At 40.5% G+C, this 22,633-nt stretch carries 16 protein-coding genes; 3 read left to right on the forward strand and 13 right to left on the reverse strand.

The window, feature by feature from the left end; translation table 11 throughout:
• Positions 1-10 precede the first annotated feature (10 nt).
• Positions 11-3,670: a two-component regulator propeller domain-containing protein gene (locus tag GYM62_RS19310; RefSeq protein WP_219957608.1), complete on the reverse strand. Its 3,660-nt coding sequence runs from the start codon at positions 3,668-3,670 to the stop codon at positions 11-13.
• 787 nt (positions 3,671-4,457) lie between these two features.
• Between GYM62_RS19310 and GYM62_RS19315 the strand changes: the two genes are divergently transcribed.
• Entirely contained in the window at positions 4,458-7,706 is a 3,249-nt protein-coding gene (locus tag GYM62_RS19315) for a S41 family peptidase (RefSeq protein ID WP_144607433.1), read from the forward strand.
• Between the two features lie 41 nt (positions 7,707-7,747).
• Here the strand turns inward: GYM62_RS19315 and GYM62_RS19320 are convergent, their stop codons facing one another.
• The 6 genes from GYM62_RS19320 to GYM62_RS19345 all read right to left on the reverse strand — a co-directional run bounded on the left by GYM62_RS19320 (position 7,748) and on the right by GYM62_RS19345 (position 13,204).
• On the reverse strand, positions 7,748-8,515 hold the full coding sequence (locus GYM62_RS19320) for an SDR family NAD(P)-dependent oxidoreductase (RefSeq protein ID WP_144607432.1): 768 nt from the start codon (positions 8,513-8,515) through the stop codon (positions 7,748-7,750).
• Positions 8,516-8,756: 241 nt separating this feature from the next.
• Positions 8,757-9,671 (reverse strand): amidohydrolase family protein, encoded by a 915-nt coding sequence (locus GYM62_RS19325; protein ID WP_144607431.1) that lies wholly within the window; start codon positions 9,669-9,671, stop codon positions 8,757-8,759.
• A gap of 10 nt (positions 9,672-9,681) precedes the next feature.
• Complete coding sequence (locus GYM62_RS19330) at positions 9,682-10,848, reverse strand: P1 family peptidase (RefSeq protein WP_144607430.1); 1,167 nt, start codon at positions 10,846-10,848, stop codon at positions 9,682-9,684.
• Between the two features lie 225 nt (positions 10,849-11,073).
• Entirely contained in the window at positions 11,074-11,445 is a 372-nt protein-coding gene (locus tag GYM62_RS19335; RefSeq protein WP_144607429.1) for a hypothetical protein, read from the reverse strand.
• A gap of 27 nt (positions 11,446-11,472) precedes the next feature.
• Positions 11,473-12,105 carry a DUF2306 domain-containing protein gene (locus GYM62_RS19340; RefSeq protein WP_144607428.1) on the reverse strand — a complete coding sequence of 211 codons (633 nt, stop codon included), beginning with the start codon at positions 12,103-12,105 and terminating at the stop codon, positions 11,473-11,475.
• Between the two features lie 340 nt (positions 12,106-12,445).
• Positions 12,446-13,204, reverse strand: a complete 759-nt coding sequence (locus GYM62_RS19345; RefSeq protein ID WP_144607427.1) for a hypothetical protein — start codon at positions 13,202-13,204, stop codon at positions 12,446-12,448.
• Between the two features lie 177 nt (positions 13,205-13,381).
• On the opposite strand from GYM62_RS19345, the gene GYM62_RS19350 reads away from it, so the two are divergent.
• Complete coding sequence (locus GYM62_RS19350; protein ID WP_144607426.1) at positions 13,382-15,325, forward strand: tetratricopeptide repeat protein; 1,944 nt, start codon at positions 13,382-13,384, stop codon at positions 15,323-15,325.
• Positions 15,322-16,056 carry a LytTR family DNA-binding domain-containing protein gene (locus GYM62_RS19355; protein ID WP_144607425.1) on the forward strand — a complete coding sequence of 245 codons (735 nt, stop codon included), beginning with the start codon at positions 15,322-15,324 and terminating at the stop codon, positions 16,054-16,056. The genes GYM62_RS19350 and GYM62_RS19355 overlap by 4 nt, the downstream gene beginning before the upstream one ends.
• Positions 16,057-16,058: 2 nt before the next feature.
• Here the strand turns inward: GYM62_RS19355 and GYM62_RS19360 are convergent, their stop codons facing one another.
• From GYM62_RS19360 to GYM62_RS19385, 6 genes are all read right to left on the reverse strand, one after another.
• Complete coding sequence (locus GYM62_RS19360; protein WP_091651520.1) at positions 16,059-16,250, reverse strand: hypothetical protein; 192 nt, start codon at positions 16,248-16,250, stop codon at positions 16,059-16,061.
• A gap of 90 nt (positions 16,251-16,340) precedes the next feature.
• Complete coding sequence (locus GYM62_RS19365; protein WP_219957609.1) at positions 16,341-16,862, reverse strand: ester cyclase; 522 nt, start codon at positions 16,860-16,862, stop codon at positions 16,341-16,343.
• A gap of 148 nt (positions 16,863-17,010) precedes the next feature.
• On the reverse strand, positions 17,011-20,370 hold the full coding sequence (locus GYM62_RS19370) for a sensor histidine kinase (protein ID WP_219957610.1): 3,360 nt from the start codon (positions 20,368-20,370) through the stop codon (positions 17,011-17,013).
• A gap of 86 nt (positions 20,371-20,456) precedes the next feature.
• A complete protein-coding gene (locus GYM62_RS19375; protein WP_219957611.1) occupies positions 20,457-21,110 on the reverse strand; it encodes a DUF6090 family protein in 654 nt (217 codons plus the stop codon).
• Between the two features lie 2 nt (positions 21,111-21,112).
• Positions 21,113-21,877 carry a DUF6090 family protein gene (locus tag GYM62_RS19380; RefSeq protein ID WP_219957612.1) on the reverse strand — a complete coding sequence of 255 codons (765 nt, stop codon included), beginning with the start codon at positions 21,875-21,877 and terminating at the stop codon, positions 21,113-21,115.
• The gene (locus GYM62_RS19385; protein WP_219957613.1) at positions 21,877-22,632 is read right to left on the reverse strand and encodes a DUF6090 family protein; all 756 of its coding nucleotides are present in this window, start codon (positions 22,630-22,632) and stop codon (positions 21,877-21,879) included. Before GYM62_RS19385 ends, GYM62_RS19380 begins: the two co-directional genes overlap by 1 nt.
• Position 22,633 lies beyond the last annotated feature (1 nt).

A 22,633-nucleotide genomic window follows, 5' to 3' on the forward strand; every position in this document is an offset into this window, starting at 1 on the left:
TGGGTAAAATTTATGATTTAGATTTTGGTTTAGTAGGTAGAAAGATAGTAAAAACTGTCCCTGAATTCTCACCGGTTTTACTTTTTACACTGATTTCACCTTGGTAAGACTTGATAATATCATAGCTCAAAGAGAGTCCCAAGCCTGTTCCTTGCCCTGTAGGTTTGGTAGTGAAGAAAGGCTGGAATATTTTTCCAATCACATCCTCAGGGATACCCATCCCGTTATCGGAAAGAATAATCTCCACTCCCTTATCTGTTTTCTTGGTGGCAATCTTTACTTCAGGTTTATAGTTTTCAGACTTTGTTTTTTGAGACTTTTCATGGACAGCATGAAAGGCATTGTTGCACATATTGATCAATGCCCTTCCAACTTCCTGACGGATTACTTCCACTTCCGGAATATTGGAAGCCAACTCTGTTTTATATTCGGCGCTAAAGTCTTTTTCTTTAGCCCTGACCCCGTGATAGCTCAGTCGCAGGGATTCATCGCAGATAGCATTGAGATCTGCGAGTTCTTTATTGCCCACGCTGGCTTTGCTGTGTTGAAGCATTGCTTTGACAATCGCATCCGCTCTCATGCTATGAGTGGCAATTCTGTCCAGATTTTCTTTGATATCTCCCGCCAATATTCTGGCAGAATCAAATTTTCCTTCATGAATCTCCTGATTCATCTCGTCCATAAGTTCATGACTTACTTCAGAAAAGTTTTTTACAAAATTCAGTGGATTTTGAATTTCATGAGCAATTCCAGCTGTCAACTCACCCAAGGAAGCCATTTTTTCAGCCTGTATCAGTTGGGATTGGGTAGCCTTTAAATTTTCATGTGCAGAAGCTAAATCTTCGTAAGCTTTTTCAATTTCTTTGGCATGCTCGAGTTCCCTTTCCTTGGCCTTTTCTCTCTCTGCCTTCAGCACCCTATTCCTTTGGTAAATATTGATAGGATAAAGGAGTGAAAGGAAAAGAGCTGCATAGCCCAAATAGGCCCACCAGCTTCTATACCAAGGGGGCAAAACGGTGAAAGAATATAAGGTCGCTTCGGTCCAATCAGCCCCTTCTTCAAATGCGGGTCCTGAGTATCTTGCTCGAACTTTAAAAGTGTAATCTCCCTCCTGAATATTACCAAAGGTAGCGGATGTCCTTTTAAGTACCGGACTCCAATCCTCATCATAGCCTTCCAGAATGTATTGATACTCTATCAAGAATGGCCTAGACAATTCATTGGTCCCGTATTCAATATTGAGATGATTGTGTTTGTAAGGAAGTGTGAGGTTGATAGGAACCGGGAAAAATTCACTGACTTTATCAAAGGTAATTCCCTTGAAGCGTTCCTGTAGATCACTTTCTTCTTCCGAATTGAGGATTTTTTTGAAGGTTAGCAATTCCTCAGTGGTTTTAGCCGCCTGATTAGAAATTTTGCTCGAAGCCAAGGTTTCCCAAGAGATGACTTCTTCATTGAGCCTTACTTGTTTGATAAGTAGCTTGGGTTTGGAATCATTTCTGGAAATTTTTTCTAGGTCAATTCTTGCCAGTCCTGTTTTGACGCTTCCTGTCCCTGCCCAGAGAATACCCTTGGAATCTAAAAACATGGCATTTTGCCCATCAGTCAAATCTTTGACAGGGTATCCATTATCCGAATTATAAATCTGCAAATTTTGGATAGCATCCACTGAGTCAGGAAAAAAGTCGAAGATGGAAATCCCCTGATTGGTACCTATTGCCATCTTGTTCCCGGGAAGATCTACGATTTGAAGAACATTGTTGTCAGGAAGTCCATCTTGACTGTTATAAGATTGAAAAAGCGATCCTTTTGATGGGTCCCAACTAGCAATACTTTCTTTCTTTGTTTTGCTTAAAAAACTGAATCCAGAAGTGGTGCCTATCCACAGATTTCCGTCTTGGTCTTCTTTAATGCGATTCACTCCATTATCGATCAAGCCTTGATTGGTGGTAAAGTTGATGAAAGTTTCTCCATCAAATCGGCTCAGGCCTCCGTCAAATGTACCTATCCAGAGAATCCCCTCCCGATCTTCCAGGATGCTGATGATTCCATCTCCGGCCATTCCATGTTCTGAAGTAAAGTGAAGGAGTTCGCCTTCCTGATATTTTAAGATTCCATTATCAGTCCCTATCCATATAGATCCGTCTTGTGTTTCCACCAAGGCATAAACTTCATTGGAGGGTAATCCTTGATCCACCGAATAATTCGTGAATTTTTTATCGTCCAGAATACTCAGGCCATCCCCAGCAGTGGCTATCCATATTTTTCCTGACCTATCCTCCAGAATACTAAAAACTATTTCACCGGCGAGTCCTTGGGAAGGGTAATAAGATGTGAAAGACTGTCCGTCAAATTTACTGATTCCTCCATCTGCCGAACCAAACCAAAGATTCCCCTTTTGATCCTCCATTCCGCTTAGAATGATATTTCCGGAGATTCCATGGCTTGTTGTAAAACTCGTAAAACCAAATCCATCTAACCTGCTGACTCCACCTCCGTCGGTACAAAACCACATTTTCCCTCCAGAATCCAAGGTCATATCCTGAATGTTATTTCCTGCTAGGCCCTGTTCAGTTGTATAAGTTTTAAATCTTTTTCCATCCCAAAGACTGGCACCTCTGTCCGTTCCAAACCAAATATTTCCGTCTTTGTCCTCAGAAATCGAGCGTACAACCGATCCAGCCAACCCTTCTTTTATCCCGATTGTTTGGAAGCTTTTTCCATCGAATTTGGTCAAGCCTCCTCCTAAGGTCCCCATCCAAATGGTACCTTTACTGTCTTGAAAAATTGATCTGATTCGATCAGATGACAATCCGTCTTTAAGGGTATAAGTTTTGAAGGTTTTTCCGTCGTATTTGCTGACACCTCCTCCGTAGGTGCCAAACCACATATTGCCTTCCTTATCCTTAAGAATACTGATAACTATATCGTTTCCTAAGCCATTTTCAGTAGAGAAATTGGTGAATTTTTCTCCATCGTATTTACTGACTCCTGCCCTGTCTGTGCCAAACCACAGGTTTCCTTCATTGTCTTCACCAATAGCCCATATAACCAGACTTCCGAGTTGGTCTGCCAGATAATTAGTGAATGACTTTCCATCAAACTTGCTTAATCCACCATCTGCGGTACCGATCCAGATATTTCCATTGGAGTCTTCAAAAATGCTTCTGATGGTGATGCTGGGTAGTCCGTGGATTTTTTTGTAATTGGTAAATTCCACTCCATCAAACCTGCTCAGCCCTCCTCCATTCGTACCAAACCAAATATGGCCTCTGCTATCTGTAATGGCACAGTGAATGGCGTCTAATGCCAATCCATCATCTGAAGTGTATTTATTAAACTGTGACAATCCTCCTGCACCAAGGAAATAAGGATCCCCTTGAGCATCCAGAATAACTTCACCGTCTTCGTTTCTGAGTTTAGGCAATTCCACCCTATAGGGAGGGTCAATCCCGTTTTGGCTTTGACTGACTAATGAAACTATTTCCGGACCAGACTCTACTCCCAGGCTAAACTGTTTAGGCTTTTGTTCTTCCGATAAATCGGAAAGGGTGGTTTTATTGGGTGGCTGTAAATCTTCAGGAAGTCTTGAATTTCCCTCTTCTGCCCGTGGACTGCAAGCTTCAAAAAAAAGTGTAATAAAAAGAACTCGTAAAAAAATTGATTTCATGAAACCTAGATTAGGCGATGGGTTGACAAATTTTCAATTTCAGCTTTAATAAGAAAGACATTTCAAAAGATTCTATTTTTTCCAAAAGCCTGAATTTCAGCATTAATGTACGAATTGTAGCAATAGCTTAAAAATTTCTTTATTTCATTTAGTAAGGGTTAAGATTTCTTTCAATCTAAAATGATATTTAAGATCTCTATTACCAGGATAAAAAAATCGCATCAATAATTACCCCTCTACGGTGTAATTGTTTAAGAATAGAGGACACTTAAAATAATGTACCAATAATGGGGAGGAGAGCATTCTCGAAAATCACAATAATCATTTTAATTGGCTTCTAAAAAGGATTTTCATAATTGAAGATTTATCAATTGGGAGAGGCTATAATTTAAAGTCAAAATAGAGATGCCTAAAAGACCAATTATACCAACTTCAATTATACATTTACAATAGTTTAAATCAGCTTTTTCTTTTTCTTCAGAAGGCAACATGGCATCCAATCTTTGATTGTTTGAATGAATTGATATACAGTAAGTTATAAAATAATGCGCGTAAGAAAAAAATATTTTAAACAATAAATTCTGACTGAATTAGCTTGTTTTATAGACAGATAGAAAACAGAAGATTTTTTAATAATCACAAAATCCTTTTTTGGGGATAAGCAACAGCAAGTCTTGACTCCTGTGTGAATAAGGATGGATACCGAATAATTATTTTTGGTCTTTCGTCGAAAGTACTTTCCTTTTTTCTTCTTAGATTTCTTAGATACTAATTAAATCATTAATCTATGTATAAGGCGACCATACTATCGTTTTTGTTTATTTCTATTTTTTATAATCAATCTAAGGCCCAAGAAAAACCGGGATATTTTATGCATCCGGATTTGCATGAAAATACCATGGTTTTTGTAGCAGAGGGAGATATTTGGACTGCATCAGTATCTGGTGGAATGGCAACTCGCCTAACCACGCATCCTGGGGATGAGTCCGATCCCAAAATCTCCCCCGACGGAAAATGGGTTGCGTACGCCGCCAGCTATGAAGGCCCTACTGAGGTCTATGTAATGCCGATTTCCGGAGGTTTACCCAAAAGGTTGACTTACGAACCCTCTGCATCTATCCCTGTAGCTTGGAGATCAGCCACAGAACTGGCTTATACCACCAATCAATATTCCACCTTGCCCCGACTGAGGACCGTTGTGGTAGATGTAAATTCTAGAGTAAAGGAAGTTCTTCCTTTGGAAATGGCCGCAGAGGGAAGTTTTGATCGGGAGTCAAACACCTACTTTTTTGTAAGACCTACCTATCACAACAATGTCACTAAACGCTATCAAGGAGGAACAGCCAGACAACTTTGGAAATACAGTAATGGAGCTGCGGAGGCGGTCAAACTGACCAAAGATTACGCCGGCGAAGACCATCATCCTATTTTTCACCAAGGACGTGTCTATTTCATTTCCTCAAGGGATGGAATCCAAAATGTTTGGTCCATGAAACCGGATGGCTCGGATATCCAACAGCACACCAAAGAAGTATCTTATGATGTGAGGGAGTATTCCCTTTCTGGAAATACGTTGGTTTATCGTTCAGGAGCGGATCTGTTTCAAATGAATTTGGGACAAAGCGAATCCCGAAAAATTGCGATCAATCTAGTTTCGGATTTTGATCAGTTGAGGGAAAATTGGGTAGACAATCCTGCCAGCTATATCACGAATATTTCTGTGTCCAATAATGGAGAAAAAGTGGCTTTGACCGCTCGGGGTCGGGTTTTTGTCTTTCCTGCAAAGGATGGAAGAATGATTCGCCTAAGTAGAAAAGATGGGGTGCGGTATCGAGATGCAGTTTTTACAACAGATTCCAAGGATATTTTGACCTTTTCCGATGAAAGTGGGGAGTTTGAAATCCATCAATACTCTGGTTTGGGTTTGGATCAGGGAAAGCAATTGACAGATAATGGAACCACGCTTCGATTCAATTTGACTCCTTCACCGGATGGAAAATGGCTGGCTTGGATCGATCTCAACAATGATCTATGGATTAGAAATCTTGCCACGGGAAAAGCAGTCAAAGCCAACCTTACAGATGAAGACCTGCATGGCAGTATGTCTTGGTCGCCTGACAGCCAATGGCTGGCTTATGGGCAGGCAGCTTCAAATACATTTACCCAACTCTTTGTCTTCAATCCGACTACGGAAAAGCGAGTTACCTTGACTTCCGATCGCACCAACAGTCTCAACCCGCAATGGAGCGCTGATGGGAAGTGGATTTATTTCCTTTCAGACCGGAATTTTGAGACTAAAGTGGGAAGTCCTTGGGGGCAGCGTCAACCGGAACCATTTTGGGAAAAGCAGATGAAGATCTATCATATTCCGCTTCAAAAGGGTTTGATTTCTCCCTTTACTCCAAAAAATGAGCTGAAAGCAGAGGAGAAAAAATCAGAGGGTCCTGTAAGCGTGAAGATCGATGAGGAGGGACTGATGGAACGCGTACAAGAAGTACCCGTTACAGCGGGAAATTACAAAAATCTGATCGTGACAGATAAGGCCTTGTACTACCATCGAGTTGGCCCAGGTCCGGGAGTGTATTACGGAGGTGGTGCTTCCAATGAAGATGAGCCTGCACTGATGATGACTCCAATTTCTGAAAAGTCTGAGCAAAAGGTTTTTGCAGACAAAATCAACAGTTATGCAGTTTCAGCCAACAACAAATATGCTTTGCTTCGGCAAGGAGCCAATCATTTTTTAGTGGAGCTAGGGACATCTCCTGTTTCGGATTTATCCAAAAATAAGTTGGATCTGAATGGGTGGAGGTTCAGTATAGACCCTCGGGAAGACTGGAAGCAGATCTATACTGATGCTTGGCGCATGGAGCGCGATTATTTTTACGACGCAGGTATGCATGGGGTAGACTGGGATAAAATGTACGAGAAATACCTTCCTCTAGTAGATAGGGTGACTACCCGAAATGAGCTTTCAGATGTGATAGGAGAGCTGATAGGAGAGCTTTCCGTTTTGCATACTTCCGTTCGTGGAGGTGATACCCGGGATGGAGATGACAATATTCAGTTTGGAATGCTGGGAGGGCTTTTTACTAAGACTAATCAAGGTTACAGGATCGACTACATCTTCCAAAGCGATCCTGACTATCCTGATGAGAAATCACCTTTAAGCCATCCTGCTTTCGGCATTCAAACAGGCGATGTGATCACACATATCGATGGGACTTCAGTTTTGGAAGTAGCGGATATGCAGGTTTTGCTTCGAGATAAGGCCAGAAAGCAAGTTCGCCTAGCAGTAGCCGGAAAGGGAGACTTTATAGTCGAGCCTATGAGTTCGGGGCAAGAAAGCAACCTGCGATACAACGATTGGGAGTACACCCGAAGATTGGAAACCGAAGCCAAATCCAATGGAGATATTGGCTATGTGCATTTAAGAGCCATGACTTCAGGCGATATCGGACAGTGGTATCGGGATTTTTATCCTCAGTTTAAGAAGAAAGGCTTGGTCATCGATGTACGCCACAACCGCGGTGGGAACATTGATTCCTTTATTCTGGAAAAATTGATGCGAGAAGCTTTCTTCTACTGGAAAAGCCGCACGGGAGAACCTTACTGGAATATGAATTATGCATTCCGAGGGCATTTGGTTTTGCTAGTGGATGAATTTACTGCCTCTGATGGAGAGGCTTTTGCCGAAGGCTTCAGAAGACTGGGCTTAGGCAAAGCGATCGGCGCGAGAACCTGGGGAGGAGAAGTTTGGCTTTCAGGTGTGAATACGCTTTCAGATAATGGCATTGCCCGGGCTCCGATGAATGGGGTGTATGGGGAAACTGAAAATGGGACAGAATGGCTGATTGAGGGAGTTGGTTTTATTCCTGATATCGAAGTCATCAATCTGCCTAAGGCAACCTTCGATGGAAAAGACGCCCAATTGGATGCAGCGATTGAGCATTTGCAAGAGTTGATTCAAAAAGACCCACGGCCGGTTCCAACGCCACCGGCTTATCCGGATTTGAGTTTTAAGAATGGGAAGAATTGACCTACAAAGAGGGCTTGCAATTATGCAGGCCCTCTTTGATTTTAACCTTTTGCCATAATCCCTCCATCAATTGTATAAACGCTTCCGGTAATCCAAGAAGCCTCTTTTGAGGCTAGAAAAAGAACCAAATTAGCAATGTCTTTAGGCTTTCCCAGTCTTTGGATCAGGGTATTATTGCCGGCATTTTCTACAGCTTTTGCAGGATCTGGAAAGGCCTTCGCTGAATCATGAATCAGTGGGGTATCCACCGGCCCGGGACAGATGCAATTGACACGAACTTTTGGGGCATAATCTACTGCGGCTTGTTTGGCAAGTGCTATCAAACCAGCTTTGGATGCGCAATAAGCCGGGTGATTAGGAAAGGATTTAAAGCCGGCAATTGAAGAATTGATGGTAATTGAAGCTTGACTGCTTTTTTGTAATACAGGAAGTGCTGCTTTTAGGAGGTAAAAAATTGAGGTCAGATTCACGTCTAGGGTTCTATGCCATTCCATTGGTGATAAATCAGTGATAGAGCCTAAGCCCAATCTTCCTGCATTGGCAGAAATGCCATCAAGCTGTCCATATTTTGTGACCGCTAAGTCTACTAGTTTTTGATTATAGGCGGGATCACTGACGTCTCCAGAAAGGAAAATGGCATGATCTCCCAATTCATCGACAAGTTCATTTCCGGCAATTTCATTTCTTCCGCTTAAGATGAGGTTGGCTCCCTCATTTGCAAAAGCCTTCGCTACGGCTCTTCCCATGCCACTGGTGGCTCCTGTGATGAGATAGGTTTTACTCTCAAATTTTAAAGATTGAGTCTTCATTTTTAAATAAAAGGAGAAAATTGATTTATTCCTATGTCTCCAATTACTGATAAAATTTTCCGAAAGGCGGCTCAGTGCTGAAACTCCAACCAAGAGGAAAATTCAGCGTGGTTAAATGCTGCTGAGATTTTAATAGATAAAGAATCATGCCTGCCGAAAGGATGGTGATTGTGTTTCCAAAAGTGATTTCAAAACCATTATGAGTAGATTTTATTTTCCTTCAGGGTTAGGATATTTTTTTTTAATCTTCCAATCGCAGAAATCTCGCCGCATTCCCATAAAATATCCCTTCTTTATCCTCAATTGTCAGGAAATCCAAACTGTTCAAAAAATCGATAGACTTCCCGATTGCGTAAGGCCATATCATTTGATCAGAACCAAACATCACTCGATCCAGGTAGCCTGCATGCTTGATGTTTTTGAGAAAATCCGTGACATATCGTTGAGTGTTGGGCTCCACCCAAAGTAAAACAGCAATATCCGTATAAAGCTGGGGATAGTAGGCCATCAATCGAATGGCATGTTCCGGCCAATCCTCTCCTCCGGCGTGCATCAGATACACCCGTAGTTTGGGATACTTGACCAAAACATCTTCTATCAAATAAGGATCACCTAGTTTCAGTCTTGCTCTTGGGGACCAGGAATAGGTGCCTCCTGGGTCTCCACCTCCGGTATGCACAGCCACTGGAATGTCATATTTTTCACAAATCTCGAGATAAGGTTGCCAAATGGGATCGCTGAGCGTGGTACCGCCGTAGTAGGGACCCAATTCTCCAAAGATTTCGATTTCACCTGCTTTGATCATTTGCTCAAACCGCTCAATATCTATTTCGTAATCATCTGGGGAAATAGATAAAATACCCTTGATTACACGGTTATCTTTATCTTTTTCCTTCCAGATTCGAACACTTTCGGGATTACCACTGACAGCAGCCTTAACGATATTAAACCGCTCAAATGCCGCAAAAGTCTCTATGCGATGTTGCTCAGCATTTGCTGAACTCTTTACTCCATAGTGATCTGTAGCGGAAGGTTCCCGCACACCAAAATCACTCTCCGTGTAGGAGTGAATGTGCATATCAATAATTCTGGTCTGGCCGAAAGAAACCACTATGGGAAAAAGTGCCCAGCCAACTATTGCTAAAATTTTTTTCATGTTGAGGTTATCATTTGATTCTACCGTACTTCTTTAACAGCTCGACGACTTCGTCTTCTGGTAGTTCGTATACCGTCGTATTATTTTTCCCCACCATGGTTTCTGCAGCTACCAAGGCATTCAGAATTGATTCTTCGGTCGCTTGGGCGGTTGCCAGAAAAAGGGCTGACATTTGATCATTGGGAATCATGTCTACCTGTTGATTATTTTCTCGATCGGCAGCCCCAGAATTGGCAGTAGAAAAGGCAATGAAAATATCACCGGAGCCATTCCCTCCATATCCACCTACTCGACTGATTCCTATAGGTACTCGCCTTGCTAATCTTTTTAATTGATGGGGAAGCAGCGGAGCATCAGTAGCCACGATCACAATGATGGATCCTCTTTCTTCTTGGCGATTCAATGGATCTAAAAGAATCTGTCGATCGGAAATTTCTTTGCCTACAGGTACTCCGGCAATAGTCAGTGATTCACGAGTGCCATAATTGGCCTGCACAAGCACGCCTAAAGTGTAGGTGGTATTATTGATCATAATTTCACGCGAGGAGGTGCCTATTCCTCCCTTGAATTGATGACAGATCATCCCGGTGCCACCGCCAACGTTACCTTCTGCTACAGGTCCGGATTTTGCATTTTCCAAAGCAGCAAAAACATGTTCTTTTTTAACATGAAAACCATTGATATCATTTAAATCCCCATCGTATGTTTCGGCTACTACAGGCAATGCCCAAAATACGTCTGGTTCACCTGGTAATGGATCAAAATGATTGTTTTTAAACTCCCATTCTATCACCGCATCTCTGACTATACCTACACTGTGGGTATTGGTAATGGCAATGGGTCCTTCCAAAAAACCGGATTCTTCCACCCAAGTAGTTCCTGTCATTTCCCCATTTCCGTTTAGGCTATACCAGCCTGCGAAAACGGGATCGTATTGCTTGCCTCTGGGGAAAATAGTGGTCACTCCTGTTCGGACAGGACCTTCCCCTACTATCAATTCTCCCTCTCCGGATATCAGTGTGGTATGACCGACTTCTAAGCCTTTGACATCAGTGATGGCATTGAGTTTTCCTGTTTTTCCATCCAAGGGGATTCCTAAATCTCTTGCCCGATGGTTTTGACTGTAGACAATGGTAAGTACAAATTGAAAAATAAGTATTAGGATTAATTTTCTCATTATTAAATTTTTATAGGTATACCTGATACAATATAAGCTGATTATTTTCTTAGTATTTAAGGTTTCTTTTCTTTCAAGAGTAAGCAGTGAAACTGTAACCAAAAAATTTTCAAAGCATTCTATAGTATTAGCGAAACCTACTGAATGATTTGAAGCTACAAATTCCACCATCTTCTTGTTGGATTCTATAAATTCAGTTTTTCAACTCTTGCTGTTTGAATGAGTCTATTTTTTATAGATCAACTCCCCTGAATTGAAGTTTGCATTTTCAATTCCATTAGAGTAGTAATATAAAGCTCCAATATCTCCTTGTTTCTTTCTTGAGAGCTGGTCACAGTATAATTGTGAAAAGGGAATAGTTTTTACTTGTCGAAATCCTTCAATCCATTCTTCAATATTTTTGAATATTGTGTCATTTAAATGTGGCGGGATATTGGGTTTTCGCATCCAAAGCCTTGGACTTTCTCCGGCCGAAAGGTCAAACTCTTGCCAAGGTTCAAATTCCAGCCCTTCTTCGTCTTCTGGTCCAATAGCCTCAAACCCTATGATAAGTATAAGTACAAGAGAAAGAATATATAGCATGACTTTCTTAATCATGATTACCTGATATATAGGATAGGGAATTTATTTTTTATTCCACTGAAGTACGATCTCGCAGATAAAGAGCGGAACTACCCAAGAAAGCCAAATGGCCGTGGGGCCGGTCTCTATAAATGAGCCAAGCTCATTATAAAATGGTTGGCTTGTGAGCCAGCGAAAGAGGACAAAGGCAAAGGTCACCACATAGCTTCTGATCATCCATTCTTTATGGAGGCTGATTCTGCGCAAAAGAATAAACCGAAAAGCCATTCCTGTGGTACCAAACCAAGCTATAGCCAAGCCTATTAGAGCTAGACTCCAAGTCCAATGAATAGCGATACCAGTGGTCAGAGATAGCGCAATTGAGCTAATTACTCCAACCAGAATTCCGGAGATATAGGCCATTCCCATCATCCGATGAGCTTTGAGATACCTATTTCTAAAAGCGGTCCAAAACTGGAAAGGACCAAGGCTTAAGGCAATTAAACCTCCAGAAATATGTCCGATTAATGGCCATTTCATCACCCAAAATCTCCCGAACACACCTTCTTCCAATCCGAAATATGGGAGCGCATCATTTAGGATAAATTTTCCTGCTAATAGAACCATAAAAGCAACACCCAACCAGGTAAACCAAGTTTTAAAGGAGAATGCTTCAAGAGTGCTGTTTTTTGCCATGATGTGTAAAATGCTTAAGTCTTAATGCTTACTTAGAAAAAATGGACAGTCGATATGAAGTCAAGAAATCATGGCGGTTTCGGTGTCTTGGAAATGCTATACCAGGTTTAAAGACACCGTTTTATTTCCATCAGATCAAGCTGTATCAGTTCCTGCTTGCATCATTTCCATGATCTTCATTCCTTATTTTTTTGAAATCTTTCTTAGAAAATTTTCAGGGTTTCACCAGTTTTATGAAAGCCAAGTAAAGGAGATCTAGGATCTCCTTATTTTGACTGATTGACCTTTCATCAATACTTCGGCATTCAGTTGAATTGGTCAAAAGCAGAAGTCTTTACTTTTAATTATTTCCAAGATGACTAATTTCTTCGTCCATTTTGTAGATATAGCTCCAAGTGCTTTCTAAAGACGAACGGAATTTTGCTTGTAACTCATCTCTTGTTTTCTTCCCGGACGCATCTTCTACAGATTTCCAAACGCTATCCTGCATTACATCCATTTCAGCATAATTTTTATATCCTGTTACCACATGGTAGTTTGGACTGCTAGGATCGCCGGTTTGCCAATTATACCAATACCCACGAATAGGCAACCCAGAGCTTTTGCGTATCGCTTCAACTTCTTTAACCACTTCCATCATTTTATAGCCATTGGTCTGGTTAAGCTTGAAAAAGCTTACCCTGATAAGGTTGGCTCCAAAGGCATTAGAATTACTTATTTCCGGCATAAAGCGTGTAATATGATTGGTTGCAGTTTCCACGTGAGGATTAATCAGGCTGAGGGCAAGTAATCGGCAATCCTTTCCTTTTTCATCAGTTTTATCCATTTCAGCCCAATTTGGCATGTTGGTGGCCAAAATGTAAACAGTGCCTTCTCCTTGCTGTCTTTCCCACATTCGCCAAGTCCATTCTCCTCCGTCTTTTAAATAGCATTCTTTCCATGCTTTGATACCTTCTCGAAATTGCATGGTATGACCAGGCTTAATAGTAAACTCAGTGACAGAAGTTAGTGGTCCCAAAGGAGCATCTTGAGCATTTACAAATGGGCTGATCGCAATTAGCAGTACCAACCCTAACAATTTTCTCAGTGTTGCTTTCATCTTTATTTTTTTAGGTTAAAAGATTATTTGATTCAATCTCTCATTGAATTTGCAATTCAAAAAGTAAAGGAGGACGGAGCTAGTTGTTTTCTGTCCGAACTAGTGCAGTTTTTTATCAGAGGCATTTAAAATGCAAAAAAATGACTTTTAAATACTAAAAATTGTTTATTTTCCAATATGAAAAGAATCTTAGTCTTCTTTTTACTTTTTTGCCAACTTTCGGGTTTTGCCCAAATTTCCAATAATGAGGGATTGATTGAATATCAAGCTGTTTTTGAAAACACAGATGACTTTGGTCCAGAATATCTTGAATTGATTGAAAAATCACTCCCAAAAGTTGAGGGGTCTGATGTAAGGCTTCAAATGTTGTGGGATTTAGGCTATTATACGCACACGAGAAACCTTCGAAGATCACTCTTCTTTATCAAACAAGGATTAGAAGAAGCCCAAAAAGATGGAAGCAAAATCTGGGAGGGGCGAATGCAAGTAGCTCAGGGAGCTGTATTGCTAAGAATGGAGCAACTTGATCAAGCAGAGCAAGTTTTGAAAAGTGCGCTGGAAAAGTTACCTGAATCAGAGACTTGGTTACTACTCACTAATTTAGGCTATGTCTATGAGCGTAGAGGAGAATTGGGCAAAGCCTTTGAATTTGCCAGTCAAACGCTTCAATTGGGAGAAAAATACGGCGATACCAAAGCCATTGCTATGGCTTATTCAGATATCAGCAATTTGTTTTGGAAGCAGGGAAAATCAGAAGAAGGGTTGGAGTATGGCCTGAAGTCGCTCGCGCTTTTTGAGCAGAGGGGCATCAAAGACTTGGACTTTGACTTCACATTGCATGTCACTGGCAATAATTTGGTTATGCTTGGCAGGTATCAAGAGGCTCTTCCGTATTTTCAACGCTCCACCCAAATAGGCAAGAAATACGGCTTTTATAATAACCTCAGCGATACCTACATTGCCTTGACAGATTTATACTTAGCGTTGGAGGATTATTCAAATGCCGAAAATTCCGGGAAGGAGGCACTTAAATACGCCGAGCTATTACAGAATGAGTTTATGGTTGTTCGCTCTTTGCTTTCTCTGGGGAAAGTGAAAAAAGAACAAGGCTTTTATGAGGAAGCCACCATATACCTTAACCGAAGTATCCGGACAGCTACTGAGGATTTTGGGGACCGCTACTTTTTAGGGTTGATTTATAGGGAATTGGCTGAATCATACGAAGGCTTACAGGATATTTCCAATTCATACAGGGCTTTTAAAAAGTATCATGAACTCAATCAGGCAGTGTTCAATGCAGAAGCAGATCAGCGAATCGCCCAATTGCAAACAGCAATGGATGTAAATCAAAAAGAAAGTATTATTTCCCTGCAGGAAGAAGCTCTTAAGCGTCAGAAAATTATCCAAGTTTTCACCCTTTTGATCACTGCATTGATGGTGTTCTTCCTCTTTTTTCTTTATCGGGTTTTCGTCAAAAGAAAAAAATATAGCCAGCTTCTGGAAAGACAAAATTTAGAAAAGGAGTTTCTGCTGAAAGAAATCCACCATCGTGTCAAAAATAATCTGGAGACGATTTCCAGTCTCTTGGCTTTGCAAACGGCCCAAATCGATAATTCGGAACTTCAGGATATTATGGTGGAGAGCCAAAACAGAGTTCAGAGTATGGGCATGATCCATCAAAATCTATATCAAGGGGAAAATTTGGCGGCTATTGAGATGAAAAATTATTTCGTAAATCTGGGTTCATACATCATTGACTCCTTTGATGCCACGGATCGAATAAGTATGGAAGTCAACATGGATACTTTGGAGTTGGATGTGGATCGCGCTATTCCAATAGGTTTGATCGTTAATGAACTAATCACCAATTCATTGAAATATGCCTTTCCGGATAGACGTAAAGGGGAAATTATGGTTAGCCTTAAAGAGGATAAAGAGCATCTTTATCTAAGGGTAGCAGATAATGGAAAAGGTATGAGTAAAAGCAAATCAATAGAGGGAACTGGATTTGGTACCCAGCTAGTGGAGCTCCTTACTAAGCAGTTGGATGGAAAGATGACCTTGAGCACCCAACAAGGAACAGAAGTTTTTTTCGAATTTAAAACAAAGAAGGCGGCATGAGTGAGAAGACGAGAATTTTGATTGTGGAGGATGATATGATTATCGCTGCAAATATTTCTTTGCAGCTATCCAAGTTAGGATATGAAGTGACAGGAATAGAGTCCAGAGGAGAAGAGGCAGTTAATCATGCTTTAGAGAACCGACCCGATATCATTCTCATGGATATTCAACTGAAAGGGGGGATAAATGGGGTGGAAGCAGCTAAGAAAATCCAGGAAAAGGCTTCCATTCCTTTAATCTATCTTACGGCCAATTCAGACGAGGCTTCGTTCCAAATGGCAAAAGAAACCAAGCCAGATGCATTTATATCTAAACCATTCAATAAGCTTAATTTACAAAGAACCATTGAGTTAGTTGAAGAGAAGATCCAAGGAAAGGGGGGGCAAATACCTGAAAGCAATTCTTTTATTGAAAGCTTAGACGATCGAATTTTTATCCGAAATAATGGGAAATTAATCAAAATAATGTTGGATGAGATCCTTTATATCGAGGCCGAAAGAAATTATTGTAATATCATTACCAATTCTCAAAATTATTTGATTGTCAGTCCATTAAATACATTTTGCCAGAAAATGGAAAACAAGGATTTTTTGAGAGTTCACCGCTCTTATGTAGTGAATATCAGAAAGCTTGATGCTGTAGCCGATTCACACTTGGAGATCAAGCGCAAGGTAATTCCTGTTAGCAAAATGTATAAGGAGGATTTAATGAGAAGTATTCGTAAAATCTAAGCTTATCCGATTTTTCCATCCCCATTCAAATCTTTGCCAGTATGCTCCTCTAGGATTTGAAGTGTTTTTTTTAAAATCTGTTGGGTTTTGTGCAATTCATTTTCTAGGTAGGCCACGCGTGCTTCCAGCGTAGAGGCTCTGGCTTTCTGATCAGAAATTTGGCTTTGTTGGATTAGGTTCCAGAAGAGTCCCATAGTTGAAATTGTTTAAAAATTAGTTTGTAAGGTCCTAAAATAAAAAAAATCCCCATAGAGATGGGGATTTTAGGTGGGATAAGACAAGTCTTAATTCATCATGGTGGAGTCAGCTGCTGCGGCTTGAGATTTTTCATATTCCATTATCGCCATCATAATTGGAGCATTGTCCCAATAACCAAAGTCCTTGACAATTTTTCCATCTACAAATTGAAATGTCTCGTGAAATGGAACTTCGAAAGATTTTCCAGATGCAGTATGGGTTCCTTTCCAGACTCCCCAGCAATTCACCCATTTTTCGCCTTTATCAGTGGTGACCATTTCAATAGCACTATCTTCTATTGTTATGGATACATTGGAGAAATCATCTGCCTGAGCTTTTTGCTCCTCAATCATTTTATCCACGGAAGTAGGATTATCTTCAGTAGCATTATAAAATATCTGTGCATCTGCAGCATAATATTCCCTTTGGCCTTCAAAATCTCCCGAGGCAGAAGTTGCCAATAATGCCCTTGCGGCATCGATTTCAGGAGATTGTTGAGTGTACCTTTGTTCCTGCTGGCAAGCAGATAAAGTCAAGCCAAACAGCATAATTAAAATTAACCTTTTCATAGTTGATGGGATTTAGGTGTTTTATTTGAAATAATAGCTAAAATACCAAAAAAACAATTGAAAATCAGTGAATTATGTCATTAAATTACACTTATTAATCAAAAAGCTTCCTCTTTGTTGATAAAGTAATAATTGTACTTTTTTAATTTTACACAATTTTAGTAGGTAAGGAAATTTTGAACTCAGAACTTATTCCTATTTCACTTTTAATATCCAATTGTCCTCCGTGGGCCTTGATGATATCATGGGTAATACTTAATCCCAAGCCTGTTCCCTCTGTTCCTTTTTTGGTGGTAAAGAAAGGTTGAAGGATCTTGTCCTTGATCTCATCGGGGATGCCAGGGCCATTGTCTTCTACTTCGATGATGACTAGATTTCCCTTTGCCTTTGTTCGCACCGAGAGTTTGGGCTGATACAATTCAGAATTCATTTTGCTCCGCATGGCATCAAAGGCATTGTTGCATAAGTTGACGATGACTCTGGAAAAATCTTCTGAAATTAGATTGACCTTTTGGACTTTGGCATCGAGATTCATCTCTATGTCTACATTGATCGGATTTTTCCCTGCGCGCATTCCATGGAAACTCAAATTGACATATTCCTTCAGTAAGGCATTGAGATCGGTGGGTTCCATTTTACCTTCTCCACCTCGGGAATGCTGCAGCATGGAGGAGACGATTCTATTGGCGCGAGTACCGTGTTCATAGATTTTTATCAAATTTGATTTGATATCCGAAAGAATTTCGCCTGTCTCTACAGCATGCTCATTTTCCTGAATTTGATGAATTTCCTCCAAAGCTTCCTCGATCAACTCCATTGAAACTTCTGAAAAATTATTGACAAAATTCAGTGGGTTTTTGATCTCATGGGCGATGCCGGCGGTGAGTTGTCCTAGAGAAGCGAGTTTTTCTTGCTGAACGAGTTGCTCTTGGGCTGCCTTGAGATTTTCATAGGCTTTTTCGATCTCCTTGGCTTGGGCCAGCTCTCTGTCTATTGCCTTATCCCGTTCTTTTTTGGCAGCTCTTCTTCTTTGCTCCCGGATAAAAAACATAGCCAATAAAATAATTACTACCGCGTAAATAGAATAGGCCCACCAAGTCAGGTACCAGGGAGGGAGTACTGTAATCTTAAGAGTTTCAGGTTCCAGGTTCCAAACTCCATCTAGATTCATGGACCTTACCTCAAGCACATATTTGCCGACAGGCAGATTTGTGTAAGTCAAGCTGCTATTGGTGCCTGCATCCTGCCAGTCTTCATTGAACCCGACTAACCTGTATTGGGATTGATTTTGCCCATTTCCACCAAAATGAATAGCAGCAAATTGTACAACCAAAGTAGTAATACCTGGAGGGACTACTAGAGAGGAAAGCATGTAGCTTGGCTGCCTTTCTGCTGAGTCCAAAAAGCTCTGATAGCTTTTACCGTCCAGTAGAATTTCTTTGAAAAGAATCTCAGGGGGATAAGGGTTGGTTTTGATTTGGTCTGGATGAAAAATATTTGCTCCGCTGTTTCCAGAAAAGAAAATTTTTCCTGATGCACCCCGGTAGTTTAACCTTCCGAACAGCAAGGATTGGAGCCCCATTTCAAAACCGAAGCGCCGGAAGTTCCCGGAATCAGGAGAATATTGGATTATTCCATCGGATGTGGCAAAGTAAATTTCCCCGCGATCATCATAGCTAATTGCATTGATTTCCAAATCAGGGAATGCTGTTTCTTCCAGATTTACCCAATGCAAGAATTTTTCATAGGTTAAATCAGTGTAACCGAAGCCCTTCCTCATGGCCACCCAAACTCTATTTTGTTTATCAATTATAGGTTGGGCTGTAAAGTAGTTTTGCTCCCTTTTGCCTTTAAGATTTAATTTCTTGATTTCTTTTGTTTGGGTATTTAAAGTAAAAAGCCATTGGCCTGACTCTCCCGAAATAGTAGCTTCTTCCAAAACCCCAAGTAAATGTCCATTAGGGTCAACCAAGTAAGCATCTATATCCAAAAATTTACTTTCACGATCGATTTTTGTGAACTTTTCAGATTCCGGATCAAAAAAGTCTAATCCCTCATTATGGGTTATCCAAAGTTTCCCTTGAGGATCTTCTGAAATATTGAAAACCCAATCATGCGAAAGAGAGTAGGGGTCAGAGGCATCATGTTTATAGCGAATTATTTGATTGGAATTAGGCGGTATTCGGTTTAGTCCTCCATAATTAGGGCCTGGTTGCCCGGTACCTACCCAAAGAGTTCCGTCAGAAGAAACAATTGTTTTCCAAGGGAAGTAATGAGACAATGCTTTTCCGATGGTTTTCCCTTCAGAAGGAAGTGGTTTCTCAGCACCTATGCGTTCTATTATTGTTTTTCCGTCTTCCGAAAAATGTATGAGCCCCTTTTCCAATGATGCTCGGGCACCCACCCAAAAGGTTCTGTCCTCCATTTCGACCGCAGATAAAATATCTGCGATTACATTGCCATTTTCATCCCGAAGAAGGCCGAAGTCCGATTGGTATAAGTTGAGTAAACTTAAACCATAGGAGAATCTAGAAGCCCACAAAATCCCCTGGCGATCAATGTATAAATTGCAACCATGATCACTCTCCATGGGTAGCAGCCCTCGGGAATTGTTAATTTCAGAGTTTATTGTTTCCATCTCCCCGGTTTCCAGATCAATCCTGCTAATAGCATCGATTTGATTTAGCCAGAGATAATTCCCTTGAAGTTTGTAAGAGTTATATTCTTCAAAACCTTTCACTTTTAAAATTTCAGGACTACTTACCCTGAAAAATTTCCAATCTTCATTTGGGCTTTCCCTTTTAGCAAATCCGTTGGAGTTAAAAATGACCGCACCTTGACCCCCATATGGGAATACTATCGTTGGTGAGGTTTGGTTAAAAGAAGTTTTCTCTTGGTTATTTTCGTCAATTGGGAAATCTTCGTAGCTGTATTTCCCTTTTGGAGATCGGGTTCCTATTTGGATATTATTTTCTTGAAAAGATAAAAAATTCAATCTCCCGTCTTTACCTTCATTTAACTCACGAACAGCTCCTTTTTTTTGGCCTTCTTCCAGGATGAAGGTTTGTGAGACGGGGTCAAATCGCTTGATTCCAGATCCTGTTCCGACAAGTACATTTTTGTTTTCAAGAATCTTGAGGTCAAGATATCTGATTCTCTCGTCTATATTTTCAAAAAATAAGACACTGTCATAGGAAGGGTTATAATATCCTAAATGGCCTGTTTGTATTGAAATCCATACGCCTCCCTCCTGATCAGATTCTATATAGCGTCCGTCATAAAAAATCTTCTCATATTTTTTTCCATCAAATCGATATACTCCGTCCCAAGTGCCTATCCAAATAAATCCAAAAGTGTCTTGGTCTATATCCGTTACTGAGGTAGTAGGCAGGCCATCTTCCGAGGTAATATTTCGAAAAACGGGGCTTTTTGTTTGCCCAAAAATTTCAATTGGAGAATAGTAACCCATCAAAAGTGCTAGGACTGTGGATCTGATAAAATGTCTCATTTTTTTAATTAAAAGCTTGAATACTCATTTCTTCTTTTAGACCTATACCAAGGCCATTTACTCTTTCCATAAAAGACAAACCCTCTCTAATAAACTGATATTCTTGAAAATGTATTGATCAACTCTTTATCTCTAGACATGGCATCAAAATCATAAGAATTGGTGATTTCCAGAGTTTTAGGGTTAGTGTGCGCCCATAGATACTTGTTGTAATCAGTGAACTGAGTTTCCGTATCAGCAGACAATCGTCCGAAGGTGCTTTTCACTTGGAGTAAGTAACTGTACAATTCCGCCAATTCATTTCGTAAGGGGATATTGCGAATTAGGTTGAGGTTGCCGCTTTCTTTCATTTCCTCATAGGTGAGCATGGTGGGCAATTGGTTGGTTGTCCTGGGAAACCATACTTTCGCAAAATCCACTATTTCCTTTTCGTAATCAGAGAGGGGAGTTCCTCTTTCCAGCAATTGTTGGGCTTCTGTGATGGATGAAAGGATTTCTCGCATTTTCTGCTTTTGATTTCCACTTATTTCAACTAGGCGATCCAAATCTTCCGCTATTCTGCTTAGGTACTCATCGGAAAGCTTTTTCTCTTTCCTCTCTTCATTCCAATTGTTCACCTGCAAAGCCAAGAGTATCCCAATCATGACCAAAAAAATCTCTCCCAAAGCGTACCAGATATAATTGCGAACTTTGTCTTGTTCGATTAGTTTTTTTCGGATATGGCGGAAGAAGCGGAGCATGTTTAGAGTTCGTTTTTTTGATTGATGATCATTTCCCGAAGCAGCTCAGCTTGATTCTTAAATCTGTTCAGAACTTCGCTAGTCCTGGTTTTGGATTGAATCGTTATGGGCAATATTTCCAGAAAATCAGGCTTAGCCATCATTCTACTGAATGCTTCCATTGCCTCTTCTGGAGTGTAAGTTTCTGAGCTGCTAAAGCTACCGACTCCTATTTGTTGCTCCGGGCTAAGGATACCACGGGAAAACTTCAGGTAGTCGATTTGGAATTCCTGGCGAATAAAATTGTATTGATCCCGATTGTTGAGATTTGAATAATAGGTGGAAAGAGTCGTTCTGAGCTCTTCATTTTGGATAATGGCTAACCTTCCGCTAGATTTTATTTCCTCAAAAATGTGATCGGAAATCACGGGATCATAGGTGTATCCGGCATACTCAATACTTTCAATAAAGTAGGTTGGCTCCCAACTAATTAGCTCCGAAGAGTCCATAGCTTCCAAAAGAAATTCGGCCCGCTTCTTTCGACTTTCATTGGCTTCAAGAGAAGTTGAAAAACTTTCTATGTCTTTCTCTAAATCTGCTGCCAATCTCTGCAAATAGCGATTTTCCAAGTTTCGTTCTTTCCTTTTTTCATTCCAATTATTGACCTGCAAAGCCAAGAGTATCCCAATCATGACCAAAAAAATTTCCCCAAGGGCATAAAGAACATACTTTCTGGTATTGTCAGAGAATAGAATCTTTTTTCGAATATGTCGGAAGAATCGGAGCATTATTTTAGATTTTCTAATTCTTGAGACACTGCTTCCCTTAACTCATTGGCTGATTCATTCAATCCTTTGGAAAACATAATATGATGGGACCATTGCACTGAAAATTTTGAGAAATAATTGATCAGCTTTTCATCATTTGCCATTGATTCAAAATTGAACTTCGAATTGACCTTGATTCCCCTAGAAGTAAGGCTGCTGGTGTCAGGTATTGAGCGCACAAATTGATCTATATAAAATACAGGATTCTGACTCTGATAACCTATTTGTACAAGCACTTCATCATTGGACAGAATATCTTGATCCAACTGGATTAGCTTTTTTCTAAGATCGAGGTTACCAATAAGACTAAGGTCCCCATTACTCCGCATTTCATCCAAGGTAGTTAGGGAAGGGTGCCGGTAGGGTATCTGGTAATAAAAGTGAAGCGTATTTTCAAAAACCCTAACTTTATCCTCAGGCAGGTTTTTTGATTCCAAAAAATCTAAAGTTTCCAAGATTAAATTTCTGATTGAAGTAGAGCGTTTCATTGCCTGGTTAGTTTCACTGATGAAGATATCAAGGTCTTCAAGAATCCTTTCGTGGTAAGTGATTGATTTGATTTTGGCTTTCCGCTGCTCATTCCAGTTATTCACTTGAAGGGCAAGCAAAATACCGATCATTACCAATAGGATTTCGCCAAGGGCGTATAGCAAATATCTTCGGATCTTACGCTCTTCCATCAACCATTTTCTTATATGTCTAAAGATTCTGAGCATT

Origin of the sequence: Algoriphagus sp. NBT04N3 (assembly GCF_019443765.1) — a bacterium.
In the GTDB taxonomy this organism is placed as follows: Bacteria; Bacteroidota; Bacteroidia; order Cytophagales; family Cyclobacteriaceae; genus Algoriphagus; species Algoriphagus ornithinivorans.